This is a genomic window from Bacillus sp. SSR7 (assembly GCF_055902415.1).
In genome coordinates, this window is the sequence record NZ_JBVVXV010000008.1 from 37,629 (window position 1) to 61,186 (window position 23,558).

25 protein-coding genes are annotated in these 23,558 nt (G+C 35.6%); 9 read left to right on the forward strand and 16 right to left on the reverse strand.

What is annotated here, in order from left to right:
- Positions 1–58: 58 nt before the first annotated feature.
- Both AC0NJG_RS15755 and nagE read right to left on the reverse strand, forming a co-directional pair.
- Positions 59–1,297, reverse strand: a complete 1,239-nt coding sequence (locus tag AC0NJG_RS15755; RefSeq protein WP_087994749.1) for a serine hydrolase domain-containing protein — start codon at positions 1,295–1,297, stop codon at positions 59–61.
- A 262-nt stretch (positions 1,298–1,559) separates the two neighbouring features.
- The gene (gene nagE, locus AC0NJG_RS15760) at positions 1,560–3,053 is read right to left on the reverse strand and encodes an N-acetylglucosamine-specific PTS transporter subunit IIBC (protein WP_087994750.1); all 1,494 of its coding nucleotides are present in this window, start codon (positions 3,051–3,053) and stop codon (positions 1,560–1,562) included.
- 324 nt (positions 3,054–3,377) lie between these two features.
- On the opposite strand from nagE, the gene glsA reads away from it, so the two are divergent.
- Both glsA and AC0NJG_RS15770 read left to right on the forward strand, forming a co-directional pair.
- Positions 3,378–4,307 carry a glutaminase A gene (gene glsA / locus AC0NJG_RS15765; RefSeq protein WP_001149853.1) on the forward strand — a complete coding sequence of 310 codons (930 nt, stop codon included), beginning with the start codon at positions 3,378–3,380 and terminating at the stop codon, positions 4,305–4,307.
- A gap of 173 nt (positions 4,308–4,480) precedes the next feature.
- Positions 4,481–4,822 carry a DUF3969 family protein gene (locus AC0NJG_RS15770; protein ID WP_087952045.1) on the forward strand — a complete coding sequence of 114 codons (342 nt, stop codon included), beginning with the start codon at positions 4,481–4,483 and terminating at the stop codon, positions 4,820–4,822.
- 22 nt (positions 4,823–4,844) lie between these two features.
- On the opposite strand, the gene AC0NJG_RS15775 is transcribed toward AC0NJG_RS15770, so the two are convergent.
- The gene (locus tag AC0NJG_RS15775) at positions 4,845–5,003 is read right to left on the reverse strand and encodes a hypothetical protein (RefSeq protein WP_000532411.1); all 159 of its coding nucleotides are present in this window, start codon (positions 5,001–5,003) and stop codon (positions 4,845–4,847) included.
- Positions 5,004–5,116: 113 nt separating this feature from the next.
- A complete protein-coding gene (ytaF, locus tag AC0NJG_RS15780; RefSeq protein WP_474063212.1) occupies positions 5,117–5,728 on the reverse strand; it encodes a sporulation membrane protein YtaF in 612 nt (203 codons plus the stop codon).
- Between the two features lie 129 nt (positions 5,729–5,857).
- Here ytaF and AC0NJG_RS15785 point away from each other — a divergent pair, with 129 nt between their 5' ends.
- The gene (locus AC0NJG_RS15785) at positions 5,858–6,511 is read left to right on the forward strand and encodes a helix-turn-helix domain-containing protein (protein WP_001123724.1); all 654 of its coding nucleotides are present in this window, start codon (positions 5,858–5,860) and stop codon (positions 6,509–6,511) included.
- Positions 6,512–6,610: 99 nt separating this feature from the next.
- On the opposite strand, the gene AC0NJG_RS15790 is transcribed toward AC0NJG_RS15785, so the two are convergent.
- The 3 genes from AC0NJG_RS15790 to AC0NJG_RS15800 all read right to left on the reverse strand — a co-directional run bounded on the left by AC0NJG_RS15790 (position 6,611) and on the right by AC0NJG_RS15800 (position 9,757).
- A complete protein-coding gene (locus AC0NJG_RS15790) occupies positions 6,611–7,885 on the reverse strand; it encodes an acetylornithine deacetylase (RefSeq protein ID WP_173602263.1) in 1,275 nt (424 codons plus the stop codon).
- A 96-nt stretch (positions 7,886–7,981) separates the two neighbouring features.
- Positions 7,982–9,403, reverse strand: a complete 1,422-nt coding sequence (locus AC0NJG_RS15795) for an amino acid permease (protein ID WP_087994752.1) — start codon at positions 9,401–9,403, stop codon at positions 7,982–7,984.
- Between the two features lie 99 nt (positions 9,404–9,502).
- Entirely contained in the window at positions 9,503–9,757 is a 255-nt protein-coding gene (locus AC0NJG_RS15800) for a biotin/lipoyl attachment domain-containing protein (RefSeq protein ID WP_000859493.1), read from the reverse strand.
- Between the two features lie 274 nt (positions 9,758–10,031).
- Here AC0NJG_RS15800 and AC0NJG_RS15805 point away from each other — a divergent pair, with 274 nt between their 5' ends.
- Both AC0NJG_RS15805 and AC0NJG_RS15810 read left to right on the forward strand, forming a co-directional pair.
- The gene (locus AC0NJG_RS15805) at positions 10,032–11,435 is read left to right on the forward strand and encodes a sigma-54 interaction domain-containing protein (protein ID WP_061183167.1); all 1,404 of its coding nucleotides are present in this window, start codon (positions 10,032–10,034) and stop codon (positions 11,433–11,435) included.
- Positions 11,436–11,606: 171 nt separating this feature from the next.
- The gene (locus AC0NJG_RS15810; protein WP_061183168.1) at positions 11,607–11,804 is read left to right on the forward strand and encodes a hypothetical protein; all 198 of its coding nucleotides are present in this window, start codon (positions 11,607–11,609) and stop codon (positions 11,802–11,804) included.
- A gap of 51 nt (positions 11,805–11,855) precedes the next feature.
- Here AC0NJG_RS15810 and truA read toward each other — a convergent pair whose 3' ends face one another.
- From truA to AC0NJG_RS15840, 6 genes are all read right to left on the reverse strand, one after another.
- On the reverse strand, positions 11,856–12,593 hold the full coding sequence (truA, locus tag AC0NJG_RS15815) for a tRNA pseudouridine(38-40) synthase TruA (RefSeq protein WP_061183169.1): 738 nt from the start codon (positions 12,591–12,593) through the stop codon (positions 11,856–11,858).
- Between the two features lie 56 nt (positions 12,594–12,649).
- On the reverse strand, positions 12,650–14,029 hold the full coding sequence (gene rlmD, locus AC0NJG_RS15820) for a 23S rRNA (uracil(1939)-C(5))-methyltransferase RlmD (protein ID WP_000615223.1): 1,380 nt from the start codon (positions 14,027–14,029) through the stop codon (positions 12,650–12,652).
- Positions 14,030–14,039: 10 nt separating this feature from the next.
- Positions 14,040–14,903 (reverse strand): DNA-3-methyladenine glycosylase family protein, encoded by an 864-nt coding sequence (locus AC0NJG_RS15825; RefSeq protein WP_474063213.1) that lies wholly within the window; start codon positions 14,901–14,903, stop codon positions 14,040–14,042.
- 59 nt (positions 14,904–14,962) lie between these two features.
- The gene (gene pdaA, locus AC0NJG_RS15830) at positions 14,963–15,745 is read right to left on the reverse strand and encodes a delta-lactam-biosynthetic de-N-acetylase (RefSeq protein WP_000681212.1); all 783 of its coding nucleotides are present in this window, start codon (positions 15,743–15,745) and stop codon (positions 14,963–14,965) included.
- A gap of 126 nt (positions 15,746–15,871) precedes the next feature.
- Positions 15,872–17,392 (reverse strand): class I fumarate hydratase, encoded by a 1,521-nt coding sequence (fumA, locus tag AC0NJG_RS15835; RefSeq protein WP_087952036.1) that lies wholly within the window; start codon positions 17,390–17,392, stop codon positions 15,872–15,874.
- Between the two features lie 206 nt (positions 17,393–17,598).
- Entirely contained in the window at positions 17,599–17,781 is a 183-nt protein-coding gene (locus AC0NJG_RS15840) for an SE1561 family protein (RefSeq protein WP_000513558.1), read from the reverse strand.
- Between the two features lie 213 nt (positions 17,782–17,994).
- Between AC0NJG_RS15840 and yfkAB the strand changes: the two genes are divergently transcribed.
- The gene (gene yfkAB / locus AC0NJG_RS15845) at positions 17,995–19,122 is read left to right on the forward strand and encodes a radical SAM/CxCxxxxC motif protein YfkAB (protein WP_474063214.1); all 1,128 of its coding nucleotides are present in this window, start codon (positions 17,995–17,997) and stop codon (positions 19,120–19,122) included.
- A gap of 35 nt (positions 19,123–19,157) precedes the next feature.
- Here the strand turns inward: yfkAB and AC0NJG_RS15850 are convergent, their stop codons facing one another.
- Positions 19,158–19,955 (reverse strand): YfkD famly protein, encoded by a 798-nt coding sequence (locus AC0NJG_RS15850; protein ID WP_061685941.1) that lies wholly within the window; start codon positions 19,953–19,955, stop codon positions 19,158–19,160.
- 81 nt (positions 19,956–20,036) lie between these two features.
- Positions 20,037–21,092, reverse strand: coding sequence for a calcium/proton exchanger (cax, locus tag AC0NJG_RS15855; protein ID WP_000482144.1), 1,056 nt, complete (start codon positions 21,090–21,092; stop codon positions 20,037–20,039).
- A gap of 179 nt (positions 21,093–21,271) precedes the next feature.
- Here cax and AC0NJG_RS15860 point away from each other — a divergent pair, with 179 nt between their 5' ends.
- The 3 genes from AC0NJG_RS15860 to AC0NJG_RS15870 all read left to right on the forward strand — a co-directional run bounded on the left by AC0NJG_RS15860 (position 21,272) and on the right by AC0NJG_RS15870 (position 22,564).
- The gene (locus AC0NJG_RS15860) at positions 21,272–21,688 is read left to right on the forward strand and encodes a pyridoxamine 5'-phosphate oxidase family protein (protein WP_000550219.1); all 417 of its coding nucleotides are present in this window, start codon (positions 21,272–21,274) and stop codon (positions 21,686–21,688) included.
- 155 nt (positions 21,689–21,843) lie between these two features.
- On the forward strand, positions 21,844–21,990 hold the full coding sequence (locus tag AC0NJG_RS15865) for a BH0509 family protein (RefSeq protein WP_000817786.1): 147 nt from the start codon (positions 21,844–21,846) through the stop codon (positions 21,988–21,990).
- A gap of 145 nt (positions 21,991–22,135) precedes the next feature.
- Complete coding sequence (locus tag AC0NJG_RS15870; protein ID WP_474063215.1) at positions 22,136–22,564, forward strand: EamA family transporter; 429 nt, start codon at positions 22,136–22,138, stop codon at positions 22,562–22,564.
- 8 nt (positions 22,565–22,572) lie between these two features.
- On the opposite strand, the gene AC0NJG_RS15875 is transcribed toward AC0NJG_RS15870, so the two are convergent.
- Positions 22,573–23,169 carry a DedA family protein gene (locus tag AC0NJG_RS15875; protein WP_208735200.1) on the reverse strand — a complete coding sequence of 199 codons (597 nt, stop codon included), beginning with the start codon at positions 23,167–23,169 and terminating at the stop codon, positions 22,573–22,575.
- Between the last annotated feature and the right edge of the window lie 389 nt (positions 23,170–23,558).

Sequence of the window (23,558 nt, forward strand, 5' to 3'; positions counted from 1 at the left end):
TATCTCATTGCCCCTAAACTTCCTCAATAAAAAAAAGACTATCCAAAAGGATAGCCTCTTACACTTCAATATTTCGCAACATCGTATAAATGTCATTATTCACTTTACCAAAGGATTTAATGTTGTTTTGAATGTTAGATAATAAAACAACATACACACTACCATTTTTACTAAATCCATTTAAACAGTTCCAGCCTGGCATTACACCGTGATTCGAATAACTTCCCGGATCTACATACCAACCAAATCCATAATCCTTTTTCACGGCTGTAAACATTTGATTATAACTCTCTTTAGAAATTAACTTTCCAGAGAAGAGCGCTTCATTAAATAAATATAAATCATGGGCACTTGTATATATATCACCACAACCATAAAGTTGTGACATACTTGGAATATTAGGTGTTGTCATATTGTTATTTACTATTTTATAACCTGTCGATGGAAATCTTGTTTGTTCTAGCTCTCTACCAAAACCAGAATGTTTCATACCAGCAGTAGCAAAAATATGTTGTTTAATATACTCTTCCAACGGTTGTCCGCTTACCTTCTCAGCAATATAGGCAAGTATCGAATAGTTCGAATCGGAATACTTCCATTTCTCTCCTGGACTTCCAATACGCTTTTGCTTTCCTATTCGTTTTATCAATTCTTCATGAGAGATATCCTCTGTTCCCTGTTCATACTCTGGAATTCCTGATGTATGTGTTAGTAAATGTTTTAACTGAATACCATTACCTTGAGGGAAATCTGGAATATATTTTGCAACCGTATCCTCTACGTTTAATTTATTTTGATCTTTTAATTGCATAATAGCAGTCGCTACAAACGCCTTTGAAATAGAACCAATATAAAAAGTTGTCTCTGAATTATTCGGTACTTGTTTCTCTTTGTTCGCCATACCGTATCCCTTATTCAAAAGAACTTTTCCGTTCTTCACAATAACAGCTGTTCCGCTAAATCCTGCGTTTTGTAAATATTGGTCTAATTGAGCGTTTTCATTAATTTCTTGAGGTGGTCCCTCAGCAGGTTTTTCCACAGCTTGTACTTGCTTCACTTGTTCTTCCTGCTCTTTTTGTTTTTTTGCTTCTTGCTTCTTTTCTTCTTTCTTTTTTAGCTCTTCTTGTTTCTTCAGTTCTGCCGCTGCTTTTAAAGTTTCTTCTTTCTTATTATGCGCAACAATTTTTGTATACATGAAATATACAAGTGAAAATAGTAAGACGAGAATGATTGTCCTTTTTATGTATACAATCGGCCGACGTGACTTCCCATTCGCATTATTTTTTTCTTGATCCATGATTGCTTTTTTCCCCTTATTTACCGATAATTTAATTCCACTACACAAGATTCATTCCGGATCTTTTTCATAGATTTTCGACATTCCATTCGACGTCATTCCTACTTTATCACGCACTGCACATATTACCAACCTATATGTATAAAAAAGAAAAAGAAAATTTATAAAAGTAAGATTGCTGTTAAATTTTTAACATAAAAAAGAGGATATCCCCTAAAAATTGATGTTATCAATCTTTTTGGATATCCTCTTATCTCATTATTTATACGTGTTTTTTCATGTCATCGGCAACAGATTCAACATTTGTACCTACGATAACTTGGACACTTGTGTTACTTAATTTCATAACACCTTTTGCACCAGCACGTTTTAATGCTGCTTCGTTTACTTGACCAGCATCTTTCACTTGTAAGCGTAGACGTGTTGCACAGTTATCAATAACTGTTAAGTTTTCTTTTCCACCTAAAGCTGCTACGTAAGTTTCACCAATTGAACCTGCAACTGGAGCTTCTTCACCTTCAGCTACTTCCTCTTCATCTTCACGACCAGGAGTTTTTAGGTCGAACTTCTTAATTAAGAAGTAGAATACTACAAAGTAAATTGCTGCGTAAATTAAACCAATTCCTGCTAATAATACTGGTTTTGTTGCAATACCGAAGTTTAAGAAGTAATCGATTGCCCCAGCACTAAATGAGAAACCATCGTGAATGCCAAGTGTTGTTGTAATGAATAGAGACAGACCTGTTAATACAGCATGAATACCATATAATACTGGTGATAAGAACATGAATGAGAATTCAATTGGCTCTGTAATACCAGTTAAGAATGAAGTTAATGCTAGACCACCTAACATACCTGTAACCATTTTACGTTTTTCTGGTTTAGCAGCTGCAATCATTGCGAAACATGCTGCTGGTAAACCGAACATCATGATCGGGAAGAAACCAGTCATAAACATACCTGCTGATGGATCTTTTGCAAAGAAACGTGCAATATCACCATGAACGATATCGCCAGCCGCATTTGTAAAGTCACCAAGTACGAACCAGAAGTATGTGTTCATTACGTGGTGTAAACCGATTGGAATTAATAAACGGTTTAATAATCCGAATAAACCAGCACCAATTGAACCTAAGTTTACGATACCATGTGCTACTGCATCAATACCACTTTGAATTGTTGGCCAAATTTGACCGAATACTAATCCTAAAAGTAACATTACGATTGAAGTAATGATTGGTACGAAACGTTTTCCTGCAAAGAACCCTAACCATTCTGGCAGTTTAATCTTATGGAATTTGTTGTATAGTAATCCCGCAACAACCCCTGCAATAATACCACCGAGTATGGCCATATTGATTTTCGGCGTTAACGCCGCTGCTTTTGAAACCTTTGTCATTGTATCTGCTAATTTAGTTGGATCTACTGAACCGACTAAATCTTGAACACTTTTTAATTTATCATTTAACTCTGCTGCTGAATACGCCTTACTTAGAGCATTCGTTGTATTTTGTAAAACAAGATATCCGATTGCTCCGGCAAGTCCAGCTGCTCCACTACCGTCAACAGACAAACCGATTGCAACACCAATTGCAAAAATAAGTGCTAGATTATCAAAAATTGCTGCACCGGCCTGTGCCATAACAGGAATATTAAATACGTCTTCTTGTCCTAAACGAAGCAATAATCCTGCTGCTGGTAGTACGGCAATTGGAAGCATTAACGCTTTACCAATACGTTGTAGAAACTGCAACATTTTAATTCCCCCTATCAAATTTATGAAATCGTTATCATTATAAGTACGCCTTAGAAAACGCTTTCTATTTACATAACCATAATAACATATAGTTGTATAGATGTGTAGTTTTTATTTTCGAATTTTTTATGGATAAATCTCCTATTTCCAAACTGTTATATAAAAGGAAATTTCTCCTTTTTTACTACAGAATATTCAAAACGAAAGAGCCTCTATAGAACATGCAACTTTCGTTTTATCATTCCACTTTTTCATGTTATTATTTATTTCCGAGCATATCGGGAAAAGTAAACTTAGTTAATTCGAAATAGGAGCGTTGGTACTATGCAGTGCATTGAAACAAACAACTTACAACAGTTGTTAGAACAAGTAAAACCATATACGAAAAAAGGAAAGCTTGCTACTTATATCCCCGAACTAGGAAATGCCAATCCAGATGATTTAGGGATTGCCATTTTCCATAAAGAAACAGAATACATCCATGCTGGCAACTCACAAACACTATTCACTCTTCAAAGTATTTCAAAAGTAATTACACTTGCACTTGCCCTTTTAGATCGTGGTGAAGAATATGTATTTTCTAAAGTTGGAATGGAACCAACTGGTGATCCATTTAATTCTATTATTAAGTTAGAAACGACAAGTCCTTCTAAACCACTTAATCCAATGATTAATGCGGGGGCACTAGCTATTACAAGCATGTTAGCAGGTAAAGATAATGAAGAAAAAATGGAGCGCATTCTTCATTTCGTACGTGAAATAACAGATAATCCTACTATTAATTATTCTTCTAAAGTTGCTAATTCAGAATTAGAGACAGCTTACTTAAATCGCTCACTTTGTTACTATATGAAACAAAACGGAATTATCGATTGTGACATTGAAGAGCTGATGGATTTATACACTCGTCAATGTGCAGTTGAGGTAAACTGTATCGATTTAGCACGTATCGGCTTAATTTTTGCGATGGATGGATATGATCCATATAAGAAAAAACAAATTATCCCTAAGCATATTACAAAGATTTGTAAAACATTTATGGTTACATGCGGTATGTATAACGAGTCTGGTGAATTTGCGATTCGTGTTGGTATCCCCGCAAAAAGCGGTGTAGCTGGTGGCATTTTCGGCTGCGTAAAAGGAGAAATGGGAATTGGTATTTTCGGACCAGCTTTAGATGCAAACGGAAATAGCATCGCTGGTTTTAAAATCCTTGAACTTCTTTCTGCTCAAGAAGGTTGGAGCATTTTCTAATTCAGAACCATCCTGCTATACTAGCAGGATTTTTTTTGCATAAAGCCCTCAACTTTATTAGCTACCGATCCCCTTACAAAAACCGTGCTGAAAGTTTCTCTATATTATGCATATTTGCTCCCCCCTCCTGAATAATATAGTACAACCTAGCGCTATATGTGGAGGTGTGAAAGATGAAACTAATATTTCAAATGGGAAAACAGCCTGTTCTTGAAAAAACAATTCTTCTCTTTATATTGAGTATTGTAGAAAGCTTAAAGTTAAAAGTTGTTTCACTCGATGAAGCTCACCGATACATATTCAATTTAGAAGTACTTGAACTATTAATGGATCGGAACATCGATGATCAAGTACTTGAACTTATTCATTTCGGAATGGGACTTGAAGACATTCATCATGTGCTTCCCGAAGAATTTGAGCATACGATTGAAGAATTAAAGTGGCTTTGTATCCAAGTATTAAGTGAGTACAGTATGCATGAAGAATCGGAACAATTAATTGAAGATATACGTTAAAAAAGCACCTATGTAGGTGCTTTTAATGTTTTTTCAAACTATTTTTATACGTTTCAATATTTACTGGTAGCTCTTCCTCTTCTAAAGTATGTTCATTTACATCTTTATGAATGAATGCTCCTTTAGGTGGTTGATGGTCATGCCCTTTTTTCTTATGATCAAATGCTTTTCCGCGTCCCATACGGATCCCCCTTTCTTTAAAAGAAATCCGTATTAGTATGGAGAAAAGTACGTCGATATATGCAATCCTTTGCCATATTTCCAAGGAAATACTCGAACGTTTTTTTGTTCTCCTTACAACAACTGATCGATCCCAATAAGAATTAATAACACTCCCGCAATAACCGTAGCCCATTTCCCTAAGTATTCTGCTAAGTATCGTTTTCCTACATACGTAAAACCACTTATACAAATAAAACTAAACACACCAGAAATAATCGCTGTAAGCCAAAGGTTTAAATTTGTTACCCCAGCATCAAATCCACCTGCAATATTATTAATTGATAATGCAACGCCCAAAACAATTGCTTCTGAAAAACTAATTGTTTTAGAACCATCAAAATCTGCTTTTTCTGGATCACGTAAAATCCCCATAAGTACACTATCATCTTTAGAGTCTACGCTCTCTTTTTTACTCAAGAAAGGCTGACATAAAATAAACACTCCAATTATTCCCAAAACAATTGCCCCTATCAAATTTGCCGTAAAATCTGAAATAAATAATGCGATCCAACTCCCAAAAAAGCCAGCTAATAAAGTAAATAAAAACCCAAAAAATGCGATGATAAAATTGTTGAACCACGAAATTCTAATTTTACGAATGCCATATGCAATCCCAACACCTGCATTATCTAAATTAGAAGCAATCCCAATTAAAAGAATTGAAAATAGACCTGCCGTACTCATAAACAGCCACCCCTTTTTCTCACTTTTCCATGCATCTTATGAAAATGTTGAGCAACTGTGCCTGTCTGTTTCATATACATGTAATAAATGCTCAACATTTTTTCAACAACAAAAAGGAGTGCCTTCGCTATGCCTAAAGAAAATCCAAATGAGCGGCTTAGTACATTAATAAAAAAACTTTTAAAAGAACGTGCCTTATCTATGCGCCAACTCGGAATGCTTACAAATATTGATCCCGCAACAATCTCAAGAATTATGAATGGTAAACAACCGCCAAAACAAAAACATCTACAAAAATTTGCAGAATGTTTGCAAGTTCCACCCCAATTATTATTTGATGAAATGTATCCTGATTCTCCTCACATTAATAAAGAAAAGACGGATATGTACACATCTCTTGATACCATTCAGCAAACGCTACAATCCTCTAACTTATTCGATTTCGACTACACAACAACCCGTGTGAAACAAGAACTTGAAAACTATGAACGATATGCTCAAACAACAGAAGGAGAAAAACGTATTCATGACAGTTTTGCAAGTAAGCTAGAACAAATTGATAGTGCTGGTCCTTTCATTGAACAATTAACGGATATGTATCAACAATTTTGCAATGAAACGATTCCAAAAGAAGAGCGTGCAGTTCTTGGAGGAGCATTACTGTATTTCATTTTATCGACAGATATTATTCCTGACTATCTCTTTCCAATTGGCTATTTAGATGATGCAATTGCTGTTGAATTAGCAAAAGAGAAATTAATCGAACTAAAACGAAAGACATAGAAAAATAAAGAACTATTTCAGTTGTTTCTATTCAACTCTGAAATAGTTCACTAAAAAATCGTACAAGTATACATACCTGTACGATTTCAACATACTAATCTATTTTTTCGTATGACACCATTCATATATAAATGCTGTTATTACTTTTGTAAATTTGATTAACTGTTCCACTTCAACTTTCTCATTTATTGAATGAGCCTCTTCTAATGTACCTGGTCCGTAAATAACAGCTGGAATATAAAATTCACTAAACCAACCACCATCCGTTACCGTTGCAGACATATCTAAAATTACATTTTTAGATAAAATTGATTCATGTACTGAGCTAAGCGTTTTTACAGCTGCATGTTCACTATCTATTTCTAAAGAAGGGAAAATTTCACCACGATCCACAATCATTGATTCTCCGCCCCACTTAAATTGTGGTGGATTTTCACTTAACCATAGATCGGCAGCTGCTACTTTCCCAATATACTCTTCAATTTCTTTTATTATTTGTTCATGTGTTTCATTCGGATAAAAGTGTACTGTTATCCATAACCGGCACTCATCCGCAATAAACGCTGCATGTCTTCCGCCCTCAATAACAGCTGGATTAATTGTTGTTGTTCCAGATGGATAGCCTTCATATGTTTTCATGACTGCCCAATGACGCTCTAATTCTTGTAAACTTTGCACAATTTTCATCATTTTTTCAATCGCACTCGCTCCGAATAAACGTCCTCCAGCATGGATCATTTGCCTGCGTGTTGCATCATGAAACGTTTGGGGGCTTTTCACAGTAATCCATCCAGTAATTACGCCCCCCTGTCCTTGCATATGTAAATCACTCGTATCCACTACGACTGCAAAATCAGCATCATAACCTCTTTTACAGCATTGAAGTGTTCCTGCCTCTCCAACTTCTTCCCCAATTACGGATTGAAAGATTAAATCTCCAGGTAATTCAATGCCAGCTTCTTGTAAAAGCTGAACAGCAAATAGCGCTCCAGCTAGTCCCCCTTTCATATCAGCCGCACCACGTCCAACTAACCAACCATCTTTTATAAATGGCTCAAACGGATTCGTCTCCCACGCCTCATCTGCTGTCACTTCAGCTACATCCATATGTCCATTAATAATAAGGCTTTTATGTGTGTCACTTTCTATCCCTTTTTTCACCCCAACAACGTTCGGATCATTCGGATATACATCCCATTTATCAACACTAAAATTTCGTTTTCTTAAAAACTCTGCAACAAATTCTTGCGCCTCATTTGTGTTTCTCGCTGGCGGTGCTGGTGTTTCAAAACGGATTAATGTTTTTGTAAGTTCTAGCAATTCCTCTTTCCTTACATCTATTTGTTTTAGCAACTGCGAAACTTCTGGATTCATCACTAAATTCCCCTTTGCATACGTAGTATGTTTCCAGCTTTATTTTCACAAAAAAAGAGACTGTTTACAATTGTACAGTCTCCAAATTACTCAATATTATAATCCTTCTACTTCTGTTGTATTTGTCCTTTCTATACGTTCTACTTTACGTGCCTTATTTCTTGTCGCACGGTAAAACAGTAAGCAAACAATCATAAATGGAATCCCACAATATAACGCCATTCTTTGCTCTGGGATAAAAGCCATAGCTACGATTACCGTTACATTTAATACTAACGCAAGCAATGGTACGAATGGATATAGCGGGGTTTTAAATTTCAAGTCCTTAACATCCCCGCCCTGCTTAATATATGCCCTTCTAGCTAATAAGTTAGATAGAGCAATAGATGCCCAAACTAGTATTGCTCCAAATCCAGCAATAGAAAGCAACCATAAATAAACTGTATCTTCCGCATAAATACCTGATAGTAATGAGAGACAACCTACAATTGTACTTACAATCAATGCATAAATTGGAACACCATTTTTAGATAACTTACTAAAAATCGGACTAATCATTCCTTGATTAGACATAGACCATAGCATACGAGAAGTTGCATATAATCCTGAATTCGCAACGGATAGAACCGCTGTAATAATAACGAAATTGATAATATCGGCTGCATAAGGAATACCAATTTTATCAAACACAACTACGAATGGACTTTCTATTACTCCCGCCTGTTGCCAAGGGAATAATCCTGCAAGAATGAAAATAGATAATACAAAGAACACAAGTATACGCCAAACTGTATTATTAATTGCCTTCGGGATCGTTTTCTCTGGATTTTCACTCTCACCTGCTGCAATGCCGACTAGTTCTGTTCCTTGGAAAGAAAAATTAACTGCAATCATCGTAACTAAAATAGCTGATAAACCATTCGGAAACAGTCCACCGTAATCAGTAAAGCTAGAGAACATCGGTGCTGGTTCATTTCCTTTCATATCTAGAAAACCAAACATTGCTGCCCCGCCCAAAATAATAAATGCTATGATCGTAATTACTTTAATACTTGCAAACCAAAATTCAACTTCTGCAAAACTTCTTGAAGATAACGCGTTGATAGCAAAAAGCAGTACCGCAAACACTACGCACCAAATCCATGAAGGGACATCAGGAAACCATCGTTTCATTAAAATGCTAACTGCAATGAGTTCAATCCCTATCGTAGCTGACCAGTTTAACCACGACATCCATCCGACTACATAACCAGCTGCAGGGGAAATGTGCTTCGTTGCATACGTTTGATAAGATCCTGCGTCAGGCATCGCAACAGCTAACTCTCCAAGACAGAGCATCGTTAAATACATAACAAATCCCCCAACAAGATACGCTACAATTGCTCCTCCAGGGCCAGCCTCATGAATTGTATACCCAGATCCTAAAAAAAGGCCGGTACCAATAACTCCCCCTAGTGCAATCATAAATATGTGCCTGCTTTTCAATTCTCTTTTTAATCCTTGGTTTTGATCCATCATATAAATCCCCCCTCTTCCCTTTGAAAACTCATTTCATGTAAGCGTTTTTAAAATCATTCATAACAAAAATAATTATTGAAAATAGCAAAATACATAGTATTAATCACTACCTGTTATTAAAAGATCATCCCTCATTGTTATTAATAACTTTTGATCAGCGATGGCTTGCCCTTCTACTACTTCTAATGATTCGATATACCCACTGATTCCTACCTTAATTTCTACTTTCTGTTTATCTATCGTTTCAATGAGCGCTAATTTCTCCCATTCGTATACGTAAGAACTTTCCGTAACAAATAACTTCTCTACTTTCCCGTAACAAGGACTATACACGCCTTCTATAACCGTCTTCACTTTATAAATTCCTCCTTCTTATTAGTTGGTACTGAAACGTTGCATATCCCTCCTTTAAAGATTTCAACTATTATTTATGCAAAATGCGTACCAATCTCCAATTCCTACTTAAAATGAAGGTTTCTCACAAAAAAAACTTCATAACCGCAAAATTTTTCTATCATTTAAGAGATTTTAAAAGGAAAATAGCAAAAAAATTTTGCGATTTTATAAGAATTTTAATAAAATTATAAAAAGTCAGTCTTCATAGGGTGAAATGAGGAGAAGATAATCTATGCGTACAGAAGAAATTAATTTAAAACAGATCATGGAAATGAATATGCTATATGAAACTTTACTCAATGAACTCGATATCGGGATTCATATTATTAATGAGGAAAGTAAAACGATTATCTATAACCGCAAAATGATGGAAATTGAATCAATGGAACGCTCAGATGTGTTATATAAAAATCCTTTAGAAGTATTCGCATTTGAAGAAAATAAAAATAGTACTCTTATAGAAGCATTAAAGTTAGGAAAAACAAACAAAAATATAAAACAAACATACTTTAACAATAAAGGGCAAGAAATTACGACGATTAACAATACTTTTCCTATAATAGAAAATGGAAAAATTAAAGGTGCTATTGAAATTTCAACAGAGATTAGCCATTCCAAACAAACAATGAAAACAAACCTTTATCGAAAACCAAATAATAAGTTTACCTTTGACCACATAATCGGTGATTCTAGTGCTATTCAATCCGTCATTACAGAAGCGAAGAGAGTCATTCGTACATCCTCATCCATACTTCTCGTAGGAGAAACAGGGACCGGTAAAGAACTATTTGCACAAAGTATCCATAATGAAAGCCAGCGTTCAGGCAAACCATTTATTTCACAAAACTGTGCCGCTATACCTGATACGCTCATGGAAAGCTTATTATTTGGTACGAACCGAGGTGCATTTACAGGAGCCATCGATAAAGCTGGTTTATTTGAAGAAGCAAACGGAGGAACTTTGTTATTAGATGAGATTAATTCGTTAAGTCCAGCACTTCAAGCGAAGTTACTGCGAGCTATACAAGAAAAAACAATACGAAGAATCGGAGGCACACAAGAAAAAGAAATTGATGTTCGTATTATAGCAACTATTAATGAGGATCCTCTTGAAGCTATTACACACAATCGATTACGGGAAGACTTATATTACCGATTAAGCGTCGTTACTTTATGTCTCCCGCCTTTACGCGAACGAAAAGAAGATATTTCAGCTCTTGTTCAGCACTTTATCGAAAAGTACAACATTCAATTCGGACTCGGCGTGACGGATCTAGATGTACATGTAAGAGAATTCTTGTATGCATATGATTGGCCTGGAAACGTACGAGAGTTGGAACATGTCATTGAAGGTTCAATGAATTTAGTTGAAGATGAAAATATCATTACAGCGTTTCATCTTCCCACTCGCTTTCGCGAACGAATAAAAAAAGAATTCAATATGCCCCCCCTCCTAACTAATAACGATACTGATACGCAAAAAACGTTAAAACACACAATAGCAGAAATGGAAAAGAACTACATCAATCAAATTTTAAAAGAGTATCATGGTAATATTTCACAAGCTGCAAAGTTTTTAGGATTAAGTAGGCAAAACTTACAATATCGAATTAAAAAACTGCATTTACACATATAAAATAAGAATTCAGTCAGTGGAGTTTTTGTCCATCTTCCACTGATTACTAGCCCTCACCGATTAGACTTTTATTGCCTACTCAAACGGGATCACTCTGTTTCCAAGTACAAATAATTTTTTGGTAAAATATGCTATAATTAACATATAACATACTTGAAAGGAATGATATATATGAGTAGTGATACAAAATTAAAGTTATTACAATACTTAGCCTTCTTCCCTACCATTGTATGTATGATGTTGTTCATGGATATGAACAACTTTCCTTATGCAAAGCTATTCGCGACAATTAGCGGATCTTTTGCAGCCATTATGCTTGCTGCTTTTTGGAATTTGAAGATACGTATGAAGAAAGAGAAATCTTCTTAACGCCAGAACATAAAAAATCGAGCCTAAACAGCTCGATTTTTTTACTGACTATTAAAACTCAACATTCTCCAAATACAAACCACTCGCCTCAGCAAGACAATTAATTTGATTACGTTGTTTCTCCTCTAAAATTTGAGGAATCGCCTCGGCATCTAATTGTCCTAACCCAACTTCAATTAATGCTCCAACAATTTTTCGTACCATATTATGAAGGAATCCGTTACCACTTACTCTAATTTGTACAAATCCTGCTTCTTCCATCACTTCAAGTGTATATACTTCTCGCACCATAGACTTTTTCTTTGATTTTGCATTTGAAAAAGCAGTAAAGTCATGTGAACCAACTAAATGTTTCGCAGCTTCTTTCATGCTTTTCACATTTAATTTTTTATTAACATGCATGCTGTATTTACGCATAAATGGATTTGTATGCTCTTCATTCCAAATTTTATACAGATATGTTTTTGCTTTAGAGTTGTAACGAGCATGGAAGCGATCTTGAACTTCTTCTACATTCGTAATGCTAATATCGTTGGGTAAATATTGATTTAAATATTTTTTCACTTTATGTTCCACTAACTTCTCATCACTTTGAAAGTTAGCAACTTGATTCAAAGCATGTACACCAGCGTCTGTTCTACTACAACCGATAATTTCAGTTTCTTTTCCGACCATTTCAGAAATGACACTTTCAATTTTTCCTTGAATCGTATTATCGTTATTACCGAGACGTTGCCATCCTTTAAAACGTGCACCGTCGTACTGAATCGTTAATTTATAATTATGCATAATATTCTCCTTCATAGAAAATATTCCCTCATACCATGAGGGAATATGAATAAACTTTACTTTCTAACAAGCTTCACTACATTTTCTACATGAGCTGTATGCGGGAACATATCAACTGGTTGTACATATTCCACTTCATAGCTCTTCATTAACGCTTGTACATCACGCGCTAATGAAGAAGGGTTACAAGATACGTAAACAACTTGTTTCGGCTTCACTTTTAAAATTGTTTCCAGTAATTTATCATCGCAACCTGTACGTGGTGGATCAACAACAATTACATCTGGACGCCATCCTTCTTTTACCCATTTCGGTAACCATTGTTCAGCTTTACCTGCTTCATATTTCGTATTTGTAAATCCGTGACGCTTCGCATTTTTTCTTGCATCTGCAATTGCTTCTGGAATTACATCCATACCACGTACTTCCGCTGCATCATTTGCAAGCCAAAGTCCAATTGTACCAACACCACAATACGCATCTACAATTTTCTCATTGCCAGTTAAGGCAGCGGCTTTTTTCGCTTCATTATATAAAACAACCGTTTGTTCTGGATTCAACTGGAAGAATGCACGTGCTGATAATTCAAATGATAAATCACCAAGTGTTTCTTGAATTACTTCTTTTCCAGCTAATTTAAATGTTTTATCACCAAAAATAACAGATGTTTTACGCCAGTTTACATTTTGCATAATTGATTTAACAGCTGGCATCTGTTTTTGTACTTCTGCAATAAATTGTTCTTTATTTGGCAACTCTTCTTTTGTTGTAATAAGTGTAACTTGTACTTCCCCTGTTTGAACTGCAGTACGTGTCACAATTGTACGTACTAAACCTTTTTGTTTTTTCTCATTGTAAATGGAAACATTTAATTTTTCTAAAATACGTCTTACAACTTTTGTCGCTTCATTCGTTGCTTTATGTTGAATCATACAATGAGCAATATCAATTAACTGATGTGAATTTTGTTTATACAGCCCTGTAATAACCTTTTCGTCTTTACGCCCCACTTGTAGTTGACTCTTATTACGATAATGCCATGGATTTTCCATGCCAAGCGTCGGACGAATTTTCTCTTCCAAACCGTTGTTCATATACTTCTGGAATGCTTGTACAACGATATCACGCTTTTGATTTAATTGTTCTTTATAGTCTAAATGTTGCAATTGGCAACCGCCGCACTCTTCATATACCGGACATGGCGCTTTCACACGATGTGGTGAAGCTTTACGAACCTTTTTCACTTTCGCTTCAGCGAAGCCACGCTGAATTTTCGTCGTTTCTGCAACAACTTCTTCTCCTGGTAATGCCCCTGGAATGAAAACAACTTGTCTCTTAAAATAACCAACGCCTTCTCCGTTAATCCCAAGACGTTTAATTGTCACAGGAAACGTTTGACCAACTTCCAACTTACTCTCATGTTGCTTTTGTATCATTATTACACCTCTACTCTATACTTTTCCATAAATATAACGCTGCATAACTGCGGTATGGTTCACACTCTTGTTTCACTTTTTCTAAAAATGCATCATCAGGTTTATCATCTAATTGAAATACACCTTGTACTGCACGCTGAATCCCAATGTCTGCTTTCGGAAACATATTTTTCCGTCCAAGTCCAAACATTAAAAAGTTTTGCACTGTCCATGCACCAATCCCCCTAATTGGTAACAATTGTGCTGCAACCTCTTCCTCTGTTTCGTTTTCTATTCTAGTTAAATCTAACTTACCACCTGTAATACACTTTGCTAATCCTACCATATATTCAGCCTTTCGCTGACTAAACTTTTGCTCTCTCAATTCCTCTATTGAAATATTTGCTACTATTTCTGGAGTGGGGAAAAAGAATACACCGTTCTTCTCTGTTCCATATCGTTTCACAAACTGTTCTGTTAACACAGTAGCAAATTTCAAATTTATTTGTTGATGAATGATACAGCGAAGAAGACAAGCAAAATAATCAAATTCTAAAATAATTGGAGTATAAGCATATGTTTCAAATAGTGGACGTAATGATGTGTTTAAAAAATGATTTTGTATATCTTGAAACGGTTCATTCCAATGAAAAATGGTCCTCATTCGTTTCATGACTTTCTCTGAATCTCCTGTCTGACTAGAAATCCAAAACTGTGGATTTTGAACAGTACCAATCCCTTGCAGGCGAACAACAATCTGTTCCTCGTCTATACAAAGCGGGACATAAATAACTTTCTCATCTAATTGAATGACGTTAAGAGGATCAAAAGATAAACGTTTTAATACTTCTTCAAAATGATACGGATACTCTAACGTAACATGTTCGCTCCACATACGTTTCCCCATCCTTTTTACACATCATTATAGCATGAGAAAACCGCAAGCATACATGCTTACGGTTGATTGCTTTTTACTAAGTCATCTAGACTTTTAAAATGATACCCTTTCTCGCGCAAATCATCAATGATTTTTGCAAGTGCTTCTGCATTATCTTTTGATATGGCATGAAGTAATAAAATAGATCCTGGATGAATCATCGTCATAACATTATTATGCGCATATTGCCATCCTCTTTGCTGATCTACTTTCCAATCCAAAAATGCAAGTGACCAAAATACATTATAGTAGCCCATTTCTTTCGTAAGAGCTAACGTTCTTTCACTAAATACGCCGCGTGGGGGACGTACATATTTCACTTCTTTTTGCCCAGTTACTTTTTTTATTTCTTCCGTTACACTCGTTAATTCTTCACGAAGTTTCTCATCGTTTACCGCTGTGAAATCAGGATGACTCCAAGAATGGTTTCCAATAATGTGTCCTTCATTCTTCATTCTTAACAATAAATCTTTTTGTGTTTTAATGTAATGCCCCGTTACAAAGAAAGTTGCTGGTACTTTTTTCTCTTTTAATACGTCTAAGATTTTCCCAGTGTATCCATTTTCATAACCATTATCAAATGTTAAATAAATATCTTTTTTCTTCGTATCCCCTAAATAAAAACCGCCATTTTTTTGTAGTAAATCTGTATATAACTTTCCTGCATCTGGTACTGTTTCATTTTTAGGGCGCGGGATTCCCCAGTTATGTGGAGTATTTGTATAAGCTAATGCCGAAACTGGAACAAGTGCCATCATAATTGAAAAAATGAGACCGATATATAACCATTTATGTTTCATAAATAGTCTCCTTTCCATATATAATCGTACTTGTAGTTTCTGTTGCTACGCATTCTTTCATGCTGAACATGTTTTTCTATATATACCAAAAAAATGCATCTCGAATGATTCGAGATGCATTTTTGTTTACTTAAATACTGGCTCTTTAAAGCTAGCTAATTTTTCAAGTGATGTTTTATCAACATCTGCATGTAAGCTATTACCGTGAGAATCCATTGTTACAACTGCTTTAAATCCATCGATACGTAAATGCCACATTGCCTCTGGAATACCGAATTGTAAGAAATCAACATCTTTCACTTCTTTAATACATTCAGCATAATATTGCGCTGCACCACCGATTGCATTTAAATATACACCGCCGTGTTCTTCTAAAGCTGCTAATGTTTTCGCACCCATACCGCCTTTTCCAATGACAGCTCTAATACCGAATTTCTTCATAATATCACCTTGGTACGGTTCTTCACGAATACTTGTCGTTGGACCTGCCGCTTTAATTTGCCAATTGTCATTTTCATCTTTCACAACAACTGGGCCACAGTGATAAATAACTTGTCCATTTAAATCTACTGGACAATCGTTATCCATTAAATGCTTATGAATTGCGTCACGACCTGTATACATCATGCCATTAATTGTTACAACATCACCAACGCGAAGTTCACGAATTTGCTCTTCTGTAATTGGTGCTTGTAATACGATCTCACGTTGCTCTGTTTTTTCTTGCGCTTCTTGCTGAAGTGTATCCTCACCTTCTTGATATAGCCAATCCATAATTTCTCCTGTTTCAGGATGGATTGTTACGCCAAGGCGGCGATATGCCCAACAATTGTACGCCACAGATACGTAGAAGCTAGCTGGTAGACGGTTATACACGCCAATTTTACAACCAAGTAAAGTTGTTTCTCCGCCAAATCCCATCGTACCAATACCAAGCTTATTTGCATTTTCTAATACGTACTCTTCAAGTTTTTGTAATTCTGGGATTGGATTGACATCATCTAATGTACGGAATAATTGATTTTTTGCTAATTCGTAACCTGATGTACGGTCTCCCCCGATACCAACACCAATTACACCTGCACTACATCCTTGACCTTGTGCTTGATATACTGCATGAAGAAGGCATTTACGAATCCCTTCTAAATCACGGCCAGCTCGTCCAAGTCCTTCTAGTTCACACGGTAAGCTATATTGAATATTTTTATTCTCACAGCCACCACCTTTTAGGATTAAACGTGCATCAATATAATCTTGTTCCCATTGTTCAAACTTAATCACCGGTGTACCTGGTCCTAAATTATTTCCACTATTATCTCCAAAAAGAGAATCAACAGAATTGGGACGAAGTTTACCATCTTTTGTCGCCCGCTCAAGCGCATTATAGATAGCTTCCTTCAACTTTAATTGATTCACACCAACTGGTGTATAAATTTTAAACGTTGGCATCCCTGTATCTTGGCAAATCGGTGAGATGTTATCATCAGCCATTTTAATATTATTTGTAATTGTGCCAAGTGCCATCGCAGAACGAGTCCCTGCATTTTCTCGCTCTTTCGCTTGTTGAATCGCACGACGAACATCTTTCGGTAAGTTCGTTGACGTTTCAACAATTAGTTGATACATGCTTTCTTGAAGCTTTTCCATTGTTACTTCCCCCTCAATTGTGAACGCTACCAAAACGTTATGAGCTGAAAATCCCATCTTTATGCTCTTTAGCTTTTTATTTGTTTCACGCTATTAAAACATAAATGAAATTTTTCACAACTTGATTATACCTCTTTTTCTATCGTCCTTCTATTACCCGAACAGAAAAAGGCTACCAAATTAGAATTGGTAGCCTTTTTAATATATTATTCGTCTTTTTTAAATTGCTCACATTTTAATTCTAATTCATCTAACATTGCAAGAAGACGATCTACATCTTCTAATTCTACTTCTTCAGGTTCAATTGTATCAATTACTTCAATGAACATATTTAAACGTTCTTTTAAATATACTAATTGTGTATCTTTATCTTGAATTGCTTTTCCCATGAAGGCACTCTCCTTTTAATTCGAGTTGCTTTTATTATACCGCAAAAACGATTGCTATGGGCATGAAATTTCATCAATTTTGTCACAGTCATCCACTATAATGTAAGCCCTCTCTCTTTCCATGCTAAAAAGTTTCACTTTATAAAAAGCACATATTCTTCTATTATAGAGAATGGACAAATTGTTATTTCAATAGTCAAAGGAGTATTTCATATGACGATATCACAAAAAATGAAGCCGATTACTCCTTCTTACGATCCATGGGAAGCGTATATGGACCTTGAAGAGTACGGCAAACTACTATTAACAAATGTTGAATTTACAACGACGACGTTATGCAACATGCGCTGTGAGCATTGCGCTGTTGGTTACACGTTACAGCCGAAAGACCCAAATCCGCTTCCGATGGATCTTTTATTAAAACGATTAGATGAGATTCCTCATTTACGTTCTTTAAGTATTACTGGCGGCGAACCTATGCTTTCAAAAAAATCCGTCGACAACTATGTAACACCACTCTTAAAATATGCCCATGAACGAGGCGTTCGCACTCAAATCAACTCTAACTTAACTATAGATTTAGCACGTTACGAACAGATTATTCCTTATTTAGACGTATTGCATATCTCTCATAACTGGGGAACAATTGACGACTTCGTTGAAGGCGGATTTGCAATGATGGAGCGTAAGCCTACTTACGAACAACGTGCAAAATTATTCGAAAGAATGATTACAAATAGTAAGGCTCTATCAGATGCAGGTGTACTTGTATCGGCCGAAACAATGCTAAACAAAAGAACTCTACCACATATTGAACATATTCACCGCCAAATCGTCGAAGAAATGGGCTGTAAACGTCATGAAGTTCACCCCATGTATCCAAGTGACTTCGCGAGTAATCTAGAGATTTTAACAAAAGCTGAAATTCGTGATACGATTGAGCATTTACTAGAAATTCGCGATGAAAATGTATGGATGTTATTTGGAACTTTACCTTTCTATGCTTGTAGCGATGACGAGCGAGACATTGCCACATTTAAAAAGTTACAAGAGAGCAAAAATGTAACTGTTCGTAATGATCCAGATGGCCGTTCTCGTTTAAATGTAAATATTTTCGATGGAAATATTATTGTGACGGACTTTGGTGATGTTCCACTTCTAGGAAACATACAAACAAACACATTACAAGAAGCATATGAAAAATGGAGTGCTTCAAAAACAGCAAAATCATTAAGCTGCCACTGTCCTGCAGTAAAATGTCTTGGACCAAATGTTCTTGTAAAAAACAGCTACTATCCGACAGAAGACTTCTTATCAAAAACAGCAAACATTACATTATAAAAAAACGTCAGCTTATAAGCTGACGTTTTTTCATGTTATTGCGAGTGAGAAGAAGAAATGAATTTAAAGAATAAATGATCATGAATTGGAATAGCCGCTCCAATTCCTTGAGAAGTAATATTTTTTACAACAAGCCTTTTTTGATTTCCCTTTAATACAAGGTATACTTCTCCAAATGTTACTTTCCCTTTTTCATTTACTGCTGGTGTATAAGCATATAAATATCCAAGTTGACTCGGACTAATATTATACACACGCTCATGTCCGGTACCATAACCAATGGTCGTTTTAAATGAAAGCGGCAATTGTACCTTTTCAAGTGCTTTGAGAAGCATCATTTTCTTCACATCTGCAGCATCTTTCATATCTGCTGTTAAATCGCCTTCAACCGTCTTTTGCGTTTCTTGCTTATAGCGTAGCGGATATAGGCGATCTCCTCCTCGATTATCATACACATTGCGATTTACTTGTTTATATTCCCAATTAATCGATGTATCAACCGATTCATAATGCAAAGCCCATTGACCTAAATAAATCTTCGCTCGGTACCCTACCGCAAGCGGTGCATTCGAAATTGTCGTTTCATTAAACATTCGAATTAAGTCTGGGTTTTCAATTTTAATATTTGCTGTTTTCAATAGTTCTTGAGCAAACTTACTCGGCTGCAAACGCGGTAAATCTTGCGCATCATTCGGAAACGTATTGTCTTTAGAAATATTTAAAACAGATGAAGGCATTTTTGTTTCTACCGTTGTCTTTGCAAAACTCATGTTAGGAAATAATAGAATAAACGAGACCATAGTTGAAAGACATATGCTGTATACTCGTTTCACCTGTCTGGCTCCTTCCTATGTAAAGGTATATATACTACTTTGTTTATTGTTTTCTCTGGGCACAATTGTTATGCCTATTTTTCATAATAAATAAAAACCAATTCCCATAATGACATACGCTGCTAATAAAGTACCACCTTCAAACCAATTTGTATCTCCATCATTTGAAATCGCAATCGTTAAAAAAACAGCTGTAATCATAGAAACAAGTTCTGGTATCGTAAATACTAAAGGCATCCTTTGCGTGAAAAACATAGAAAGCAGTACTAATACAGGAGCAACAAACATGGCAATTTGTAATGTAGAACCTATTGCAATCTCAACTGCAATATTTACTTTATTTTTATACGCCATAATAATTGCAGATGCATGTTCCGCTGCATTACCAACAATTGCGACGATAATAACCCCTATAAATAGTTCTGACCAACCAAATGATTTTGCAACTGTCTCAAATGTATGCACGAGCGCCTCTGATACATACGCTACCGCAATTGTTGCTATCGCTAAAATGAGTAGTGCTTTCCCTTTCGACCACTCTGGTTCTTCCTCATGAGCGACTTCATCACTTTTATGCTGATATACACCACGGTGCGTAACTAACTTAAATAGCAATGCAGCAAGGTACATAATAATCATAATAATCGAAACACCAATACTTAACTGATACGTCTTTCCAGCGTCCATCTTCATTGAAAAAATCTCTGGAATAACAAATGCTACTACTACAGCAAAGATTAATAAAGCTGAATTATGCCTTGCATCATACACATTAAAACTTTGTCTTTTATATTTAAGCCCCCCTACAAAGAAGGATAGCCCTCCTACTAATAATAAATTTCCAAGTACAGAACCCGTTAAAGAAGCTAACACCACCTCAATTAATCCTGCCTGAAGTGCAAAAATTGAAATGATTAGTTCAACAGCGTTACCGAAAGTAGCATTTAATAATCCACCTATTCTAGGACCAGATACAATTGCCAAACTTTCTGTCGCTCTCCCCATAAAACCCGCTAATGCGATAATCGTAATACAATACACAGCGAACATAATTGTTTGAGGCCAATGTAGTGTTTTCCCAAGTACAGACAGTGGTACACCTATAAGCGCTACTATAAGAAATATTTTATTAAACATGCTTTTCATCCTTCCATCGTATGTATTTCTCCTCGATATTATTATTATTCTTCTCCTAACTTGTCCGATTTCATCACAATTGCGTTTAAAAAATCGGATTGAAGAAAACAGTATGAAAGATATTTAAATTATCTTGTTGAAACAGACAGAATTATAAATTATGAAAAGGGGTTAAAATTATGCACTTAAAAGAAAAAATCGCAACTATTATTCAAGGTCAACGTACCGGTGTATTATCTACAGTACGAAATGAGAAACCTCATAGCGCCTTTATGATGTTTTTCCACGAAGATTTTGTACTGTATGTTGCAACAGATCGACAATCAAAAAAGATAACAGATATTGAAAACAATCCAAATGTACATGTACTACTTGGTCGTGAAGGAAAAAAATTAGATGAAGATTATATCGAAGTGGAAGGCTTAGCCTCCATCGAGGAAGACTCCACATTAAAAAACAAGTTTTGGAATAATAGCTTAAAGCGTTGGTTACTCGGTCCTGAAGACCCTAATTATGTACTAATTAAAATCAACCCCGATACAATTTATTACATCGATGGTGCCGGCACGACGGAGCCCGAGTTTTTACGACTATAAAGTGAAACAAGCCCCCCTTTAGGTGGGCTTGTTTTGTCGAAAAGTTCTTCTGAAAAAAACAATAAAATAGGTGGAACTTTCTAAAGATTCTGTTATATAATAGCAGTAACTTAAATAAACTGTATTAAAACAGATTGAGAGGAGAAATAAAATTGATGAAAAGAGAAGAACGTAAAAACATGATTGAGTTTATCGAAAAGAAAAAAGGGATTGAGCGTGACGAATTATTGTTTATGACAGATGATGAAGTAGAACATATTTATAATGTAACGTACTTTTTATATGAAGAAATTGCAGAGTAGTATAATAATCCCCACCTTATGAAAAATATAAGGTGGGGATTATTTCGTTATCTATCCAGCTCTTTGCGAGGCGGTAAAACCCCATTTACTTTATACATGAGAATGATTTTCATGTATAATAATGTAAGATTGGAGGAATTTTACTATGAGTTCATGGCTCTTATTCGCACTATTATCAGCAATTGCTGCTGCCCTTGTATCTATTTTCGGTAAGATTGGTTTAGATGGAATCGATGCCAATGTTGCTACGACGGTTCGTTCTATTATCATGGCATTATTTATGGTAGGCGTTATTATTATACAAGGTAAATTTCAAAATATTAGCGACGTACTTCTAAATAAAAAAGCACTGCTTTTTATCACATTAAGTGGAGTTGCAGGTGCTTCGTCATGGCTATTTTATTTTCTTGCCCTTAAAACAGGAAAAGTTTCACAAGTAGCTCCTGTCGATAAATTAAGCGTCGTATTTTCTATCATTCTCGCTATGATTATACTCGGCGAAAAATTAAACTTTATGACTGGTATTGGTGTTGTCTTTATTACAGCTGGTGTACTATTTATTGCTTTCAGCTAAAAAAACCGCTACTCGCGGTTTTTCTTTTTCTTTATGTAAAACCATACGACACATGTAACAACTACTGAAATGGATAAAATCCATATTCCATAATGATGCAAACTATACTCAACGAAACGCCACTTCTCTCCTAACTTCCAGCCAAGTCCAATAAAAACACTTATCCAAATAAACGCACCACCGTAAGCGTACAAACAAAAACGCCAAAGTGTTAAATTCGACATCCCAGCAAAATATGCTGTTAAATGACGTACTCCTGGGATAAAATAACCAACTATTAAAAGAAATGGGCCATATTTTTCAAATAAAATATGTGTTTTTTCAATGTGATGTTCCTTAATTCTAATTTTCGGTCCATATTTTTTTAAAACAGGGAGTCCAAGTTTTAAACCTAATATGTAGCTTAATGTAATGCCTAACATCGCACCAGCCATCCCACTTAAAAAAACAGCAGTTCCTGACATAACTCCTTTTGAAACGTTATAACCAACGAAAGTCAATAAAAACTCGTCTGGTATCGGTAATCCAACAATCCCACCGGCCAAAGCTATAATAATTCCAAAATACCCATAATGTGCGATTAACTCGCCAATATGTTGTTCCATTCGGAAGACACATCCTATACACGATCGTTATTCCATATTGTGCCCTTTCTATCTTTCAGACAAACATGGTATACATATTCACTATACATTGTTTTTATAATGAACTCTACTTCTATCCATTCCTTTAGCAGGAGGAAATTGAACTATTAATCAGTGACCTCTCTCATTCTTAGTACACATCAATCATGCGCTAGACTCCCGCCTTCTTCCCTTATATCTATCTCTTCTTGAAGGGCTAATCTTACTATCCACAAATACCGGGATTAAAAAATAAAAATTCATATGCTTATTTTTTTGTTACAATAAAGGAAAGTTACTTTTCGCAACGGTTTAACTCTCAGGAAAAATGATATACCTAGCAAAAACATAGTTTGGTCGATATAATGCAA

Coding starts and splice junctions, on each gene's coding strand:
- AC0NJG_RS15755 (WP_087994749.1), bottom strand. CDS start 1,297: ATGGATCAAGAAAAAAATAATGCGAATGGGAAGTCACGTCGGCCGATT.
- nagE (WP_087994750.1), bottom strand. CDS start 3,053: ATGTTGCAGTTTCTACAACGTATTGGTAAAGCGTTAATGCTTCCAATT.
- glsA (WP_001149853.1), top strand. CDS start 3,378: ATGCAGTGCATTGAAACAAACAACTTACAACAGTTGTTAGAACAAGTA.
- AC0NJG_RS15770 (WP_087952045.1), top strand. CDS start 4,481: ATGAAACTAATATTTCAAATGGGAAAACAGCCTGTTCTTGAAAAAACA.
- AC0NJG_RS15775 (WP_000532411.1), bottom strand. CDS start 5,003: ATGGGACGCGGAAAAGCATTTGATCATAAGAAAAAAGGGCATGACCAT.
- ytaF (WP_474063212.1), bottom strand. CDS start 5,728: ATGAGTACGGCAGGTCTATTTTCAATTCTTTTAATTGGGATTGCTTCT.
- AC0NJG_RS15785 (WP_001123724.1), top strand. CDS start 5,858: ATGCCTAAAGAAAATCCAAATGAGCGGCTTAGTACATTAATAAAAAAA.
- AC0NJG_RS15790 (WP_173602263.1), bottom strand. CDS start 7,885: ATGAATCCAGAAGTTTCGCAGTTGCTAAAACAAATAGATGTAAGGAAA.
- AC0NJG_RS15795 (WP_087994752.1), bottom strand. CDS start 9,403: ATGATGGATCAAAACCAAGGATTAAAAAGAGAATTGAAAAGCAGGCAC.
- AC0NJG_RS15805 (WP_061183167.1), top strand. CDS start 10,032: ATGCGTACAGAAGAAATTAATTTAAAACAGATCATGGAAATGAATATG.
- AC0NJG_RS15810 (WP_061183168.1), top strand. CDS start 11,607: ATGAGTAGTGATACAAAATTAAAGTTATTACAATACTTAGCCTTCTTC.
- truA (WP_061183169.1), bottom strand. CDS start 12,593: ATGCATAATTATAAATTAACGATTCAGTACGACGGTGCACGTTTTAAA.
- rlmD (WP_000615223.1), bottom strand. CDS start 14,029: ATGATACAAAAGCAACATGAGAGTAAGTTGGAAGTTGGTCAAACGTTT.
- AC0NJG_RS15825 (WP_474063213.1), bottom strand. CDS start 14,903: ATGTGGAGCGAACATGTTACGTTAGAGTATCCGTATCATTTTGAAGAA.
- pdaA (WP_000681212.1), bottom strand. CDS start 15,745: ATGAAACATAAATGGTTATATATCGGTCTCATTTTTTCAATTATGATG.
- fumA (WP_087952036.1), bottom strand. CDS start 17,392: ATGGAAAAGCTTCAAGAAAGCATGTATCAACTAATTGTTGAAACGTCA.
- AC0NJG_RS15840 (WP_000513558.1), bottom strand. CDS start 17,781: ATGGGAAAAGCAATTCAAGATAAAGATACACAATTAGTATATTTAAAA.
- yfkAB (WP_474063214.1), top strand. CDS start 17,995: ATGACGATATCACAAAAAATGAAGCCGATTACTCCTTCTTACGATCCA.
- cax (WP_000482144.1), bottom strand. CDS start 21,092: ATGTTTAATAAAATATTTCTTATAGTAGCGCTTATAGGTGTACCACTG.
- AC0NJG_RS15860 (WP_000550219.1), top strand. CDS start 21,272: ATGCACTTAAAAGAAAAAATCGCAACTATTATTCAAGGTCAACGTACC.
- AC0NJG_RS15865 (WP_000817786.1), top strand. CDS start 21,844: ATGAAAAGAGAAGAACGTAAAAACATGATTGAGTTTATCGAAAAGAAA.
- AC0NJG_RS15870 (WP_474063215.1), top strand. CDS start 22,136: ATGAGTTCATGGCTCTTATTCGCACTATTATCAGCAATTGCTGCTGCC.
- AC0NJG_RS15875 (WP_208735200.1), bottom strand. CDS start 23,169: ATGGAACAACATATTGGCGAGTTAATCGCACATTATGGGTATTTTGGA.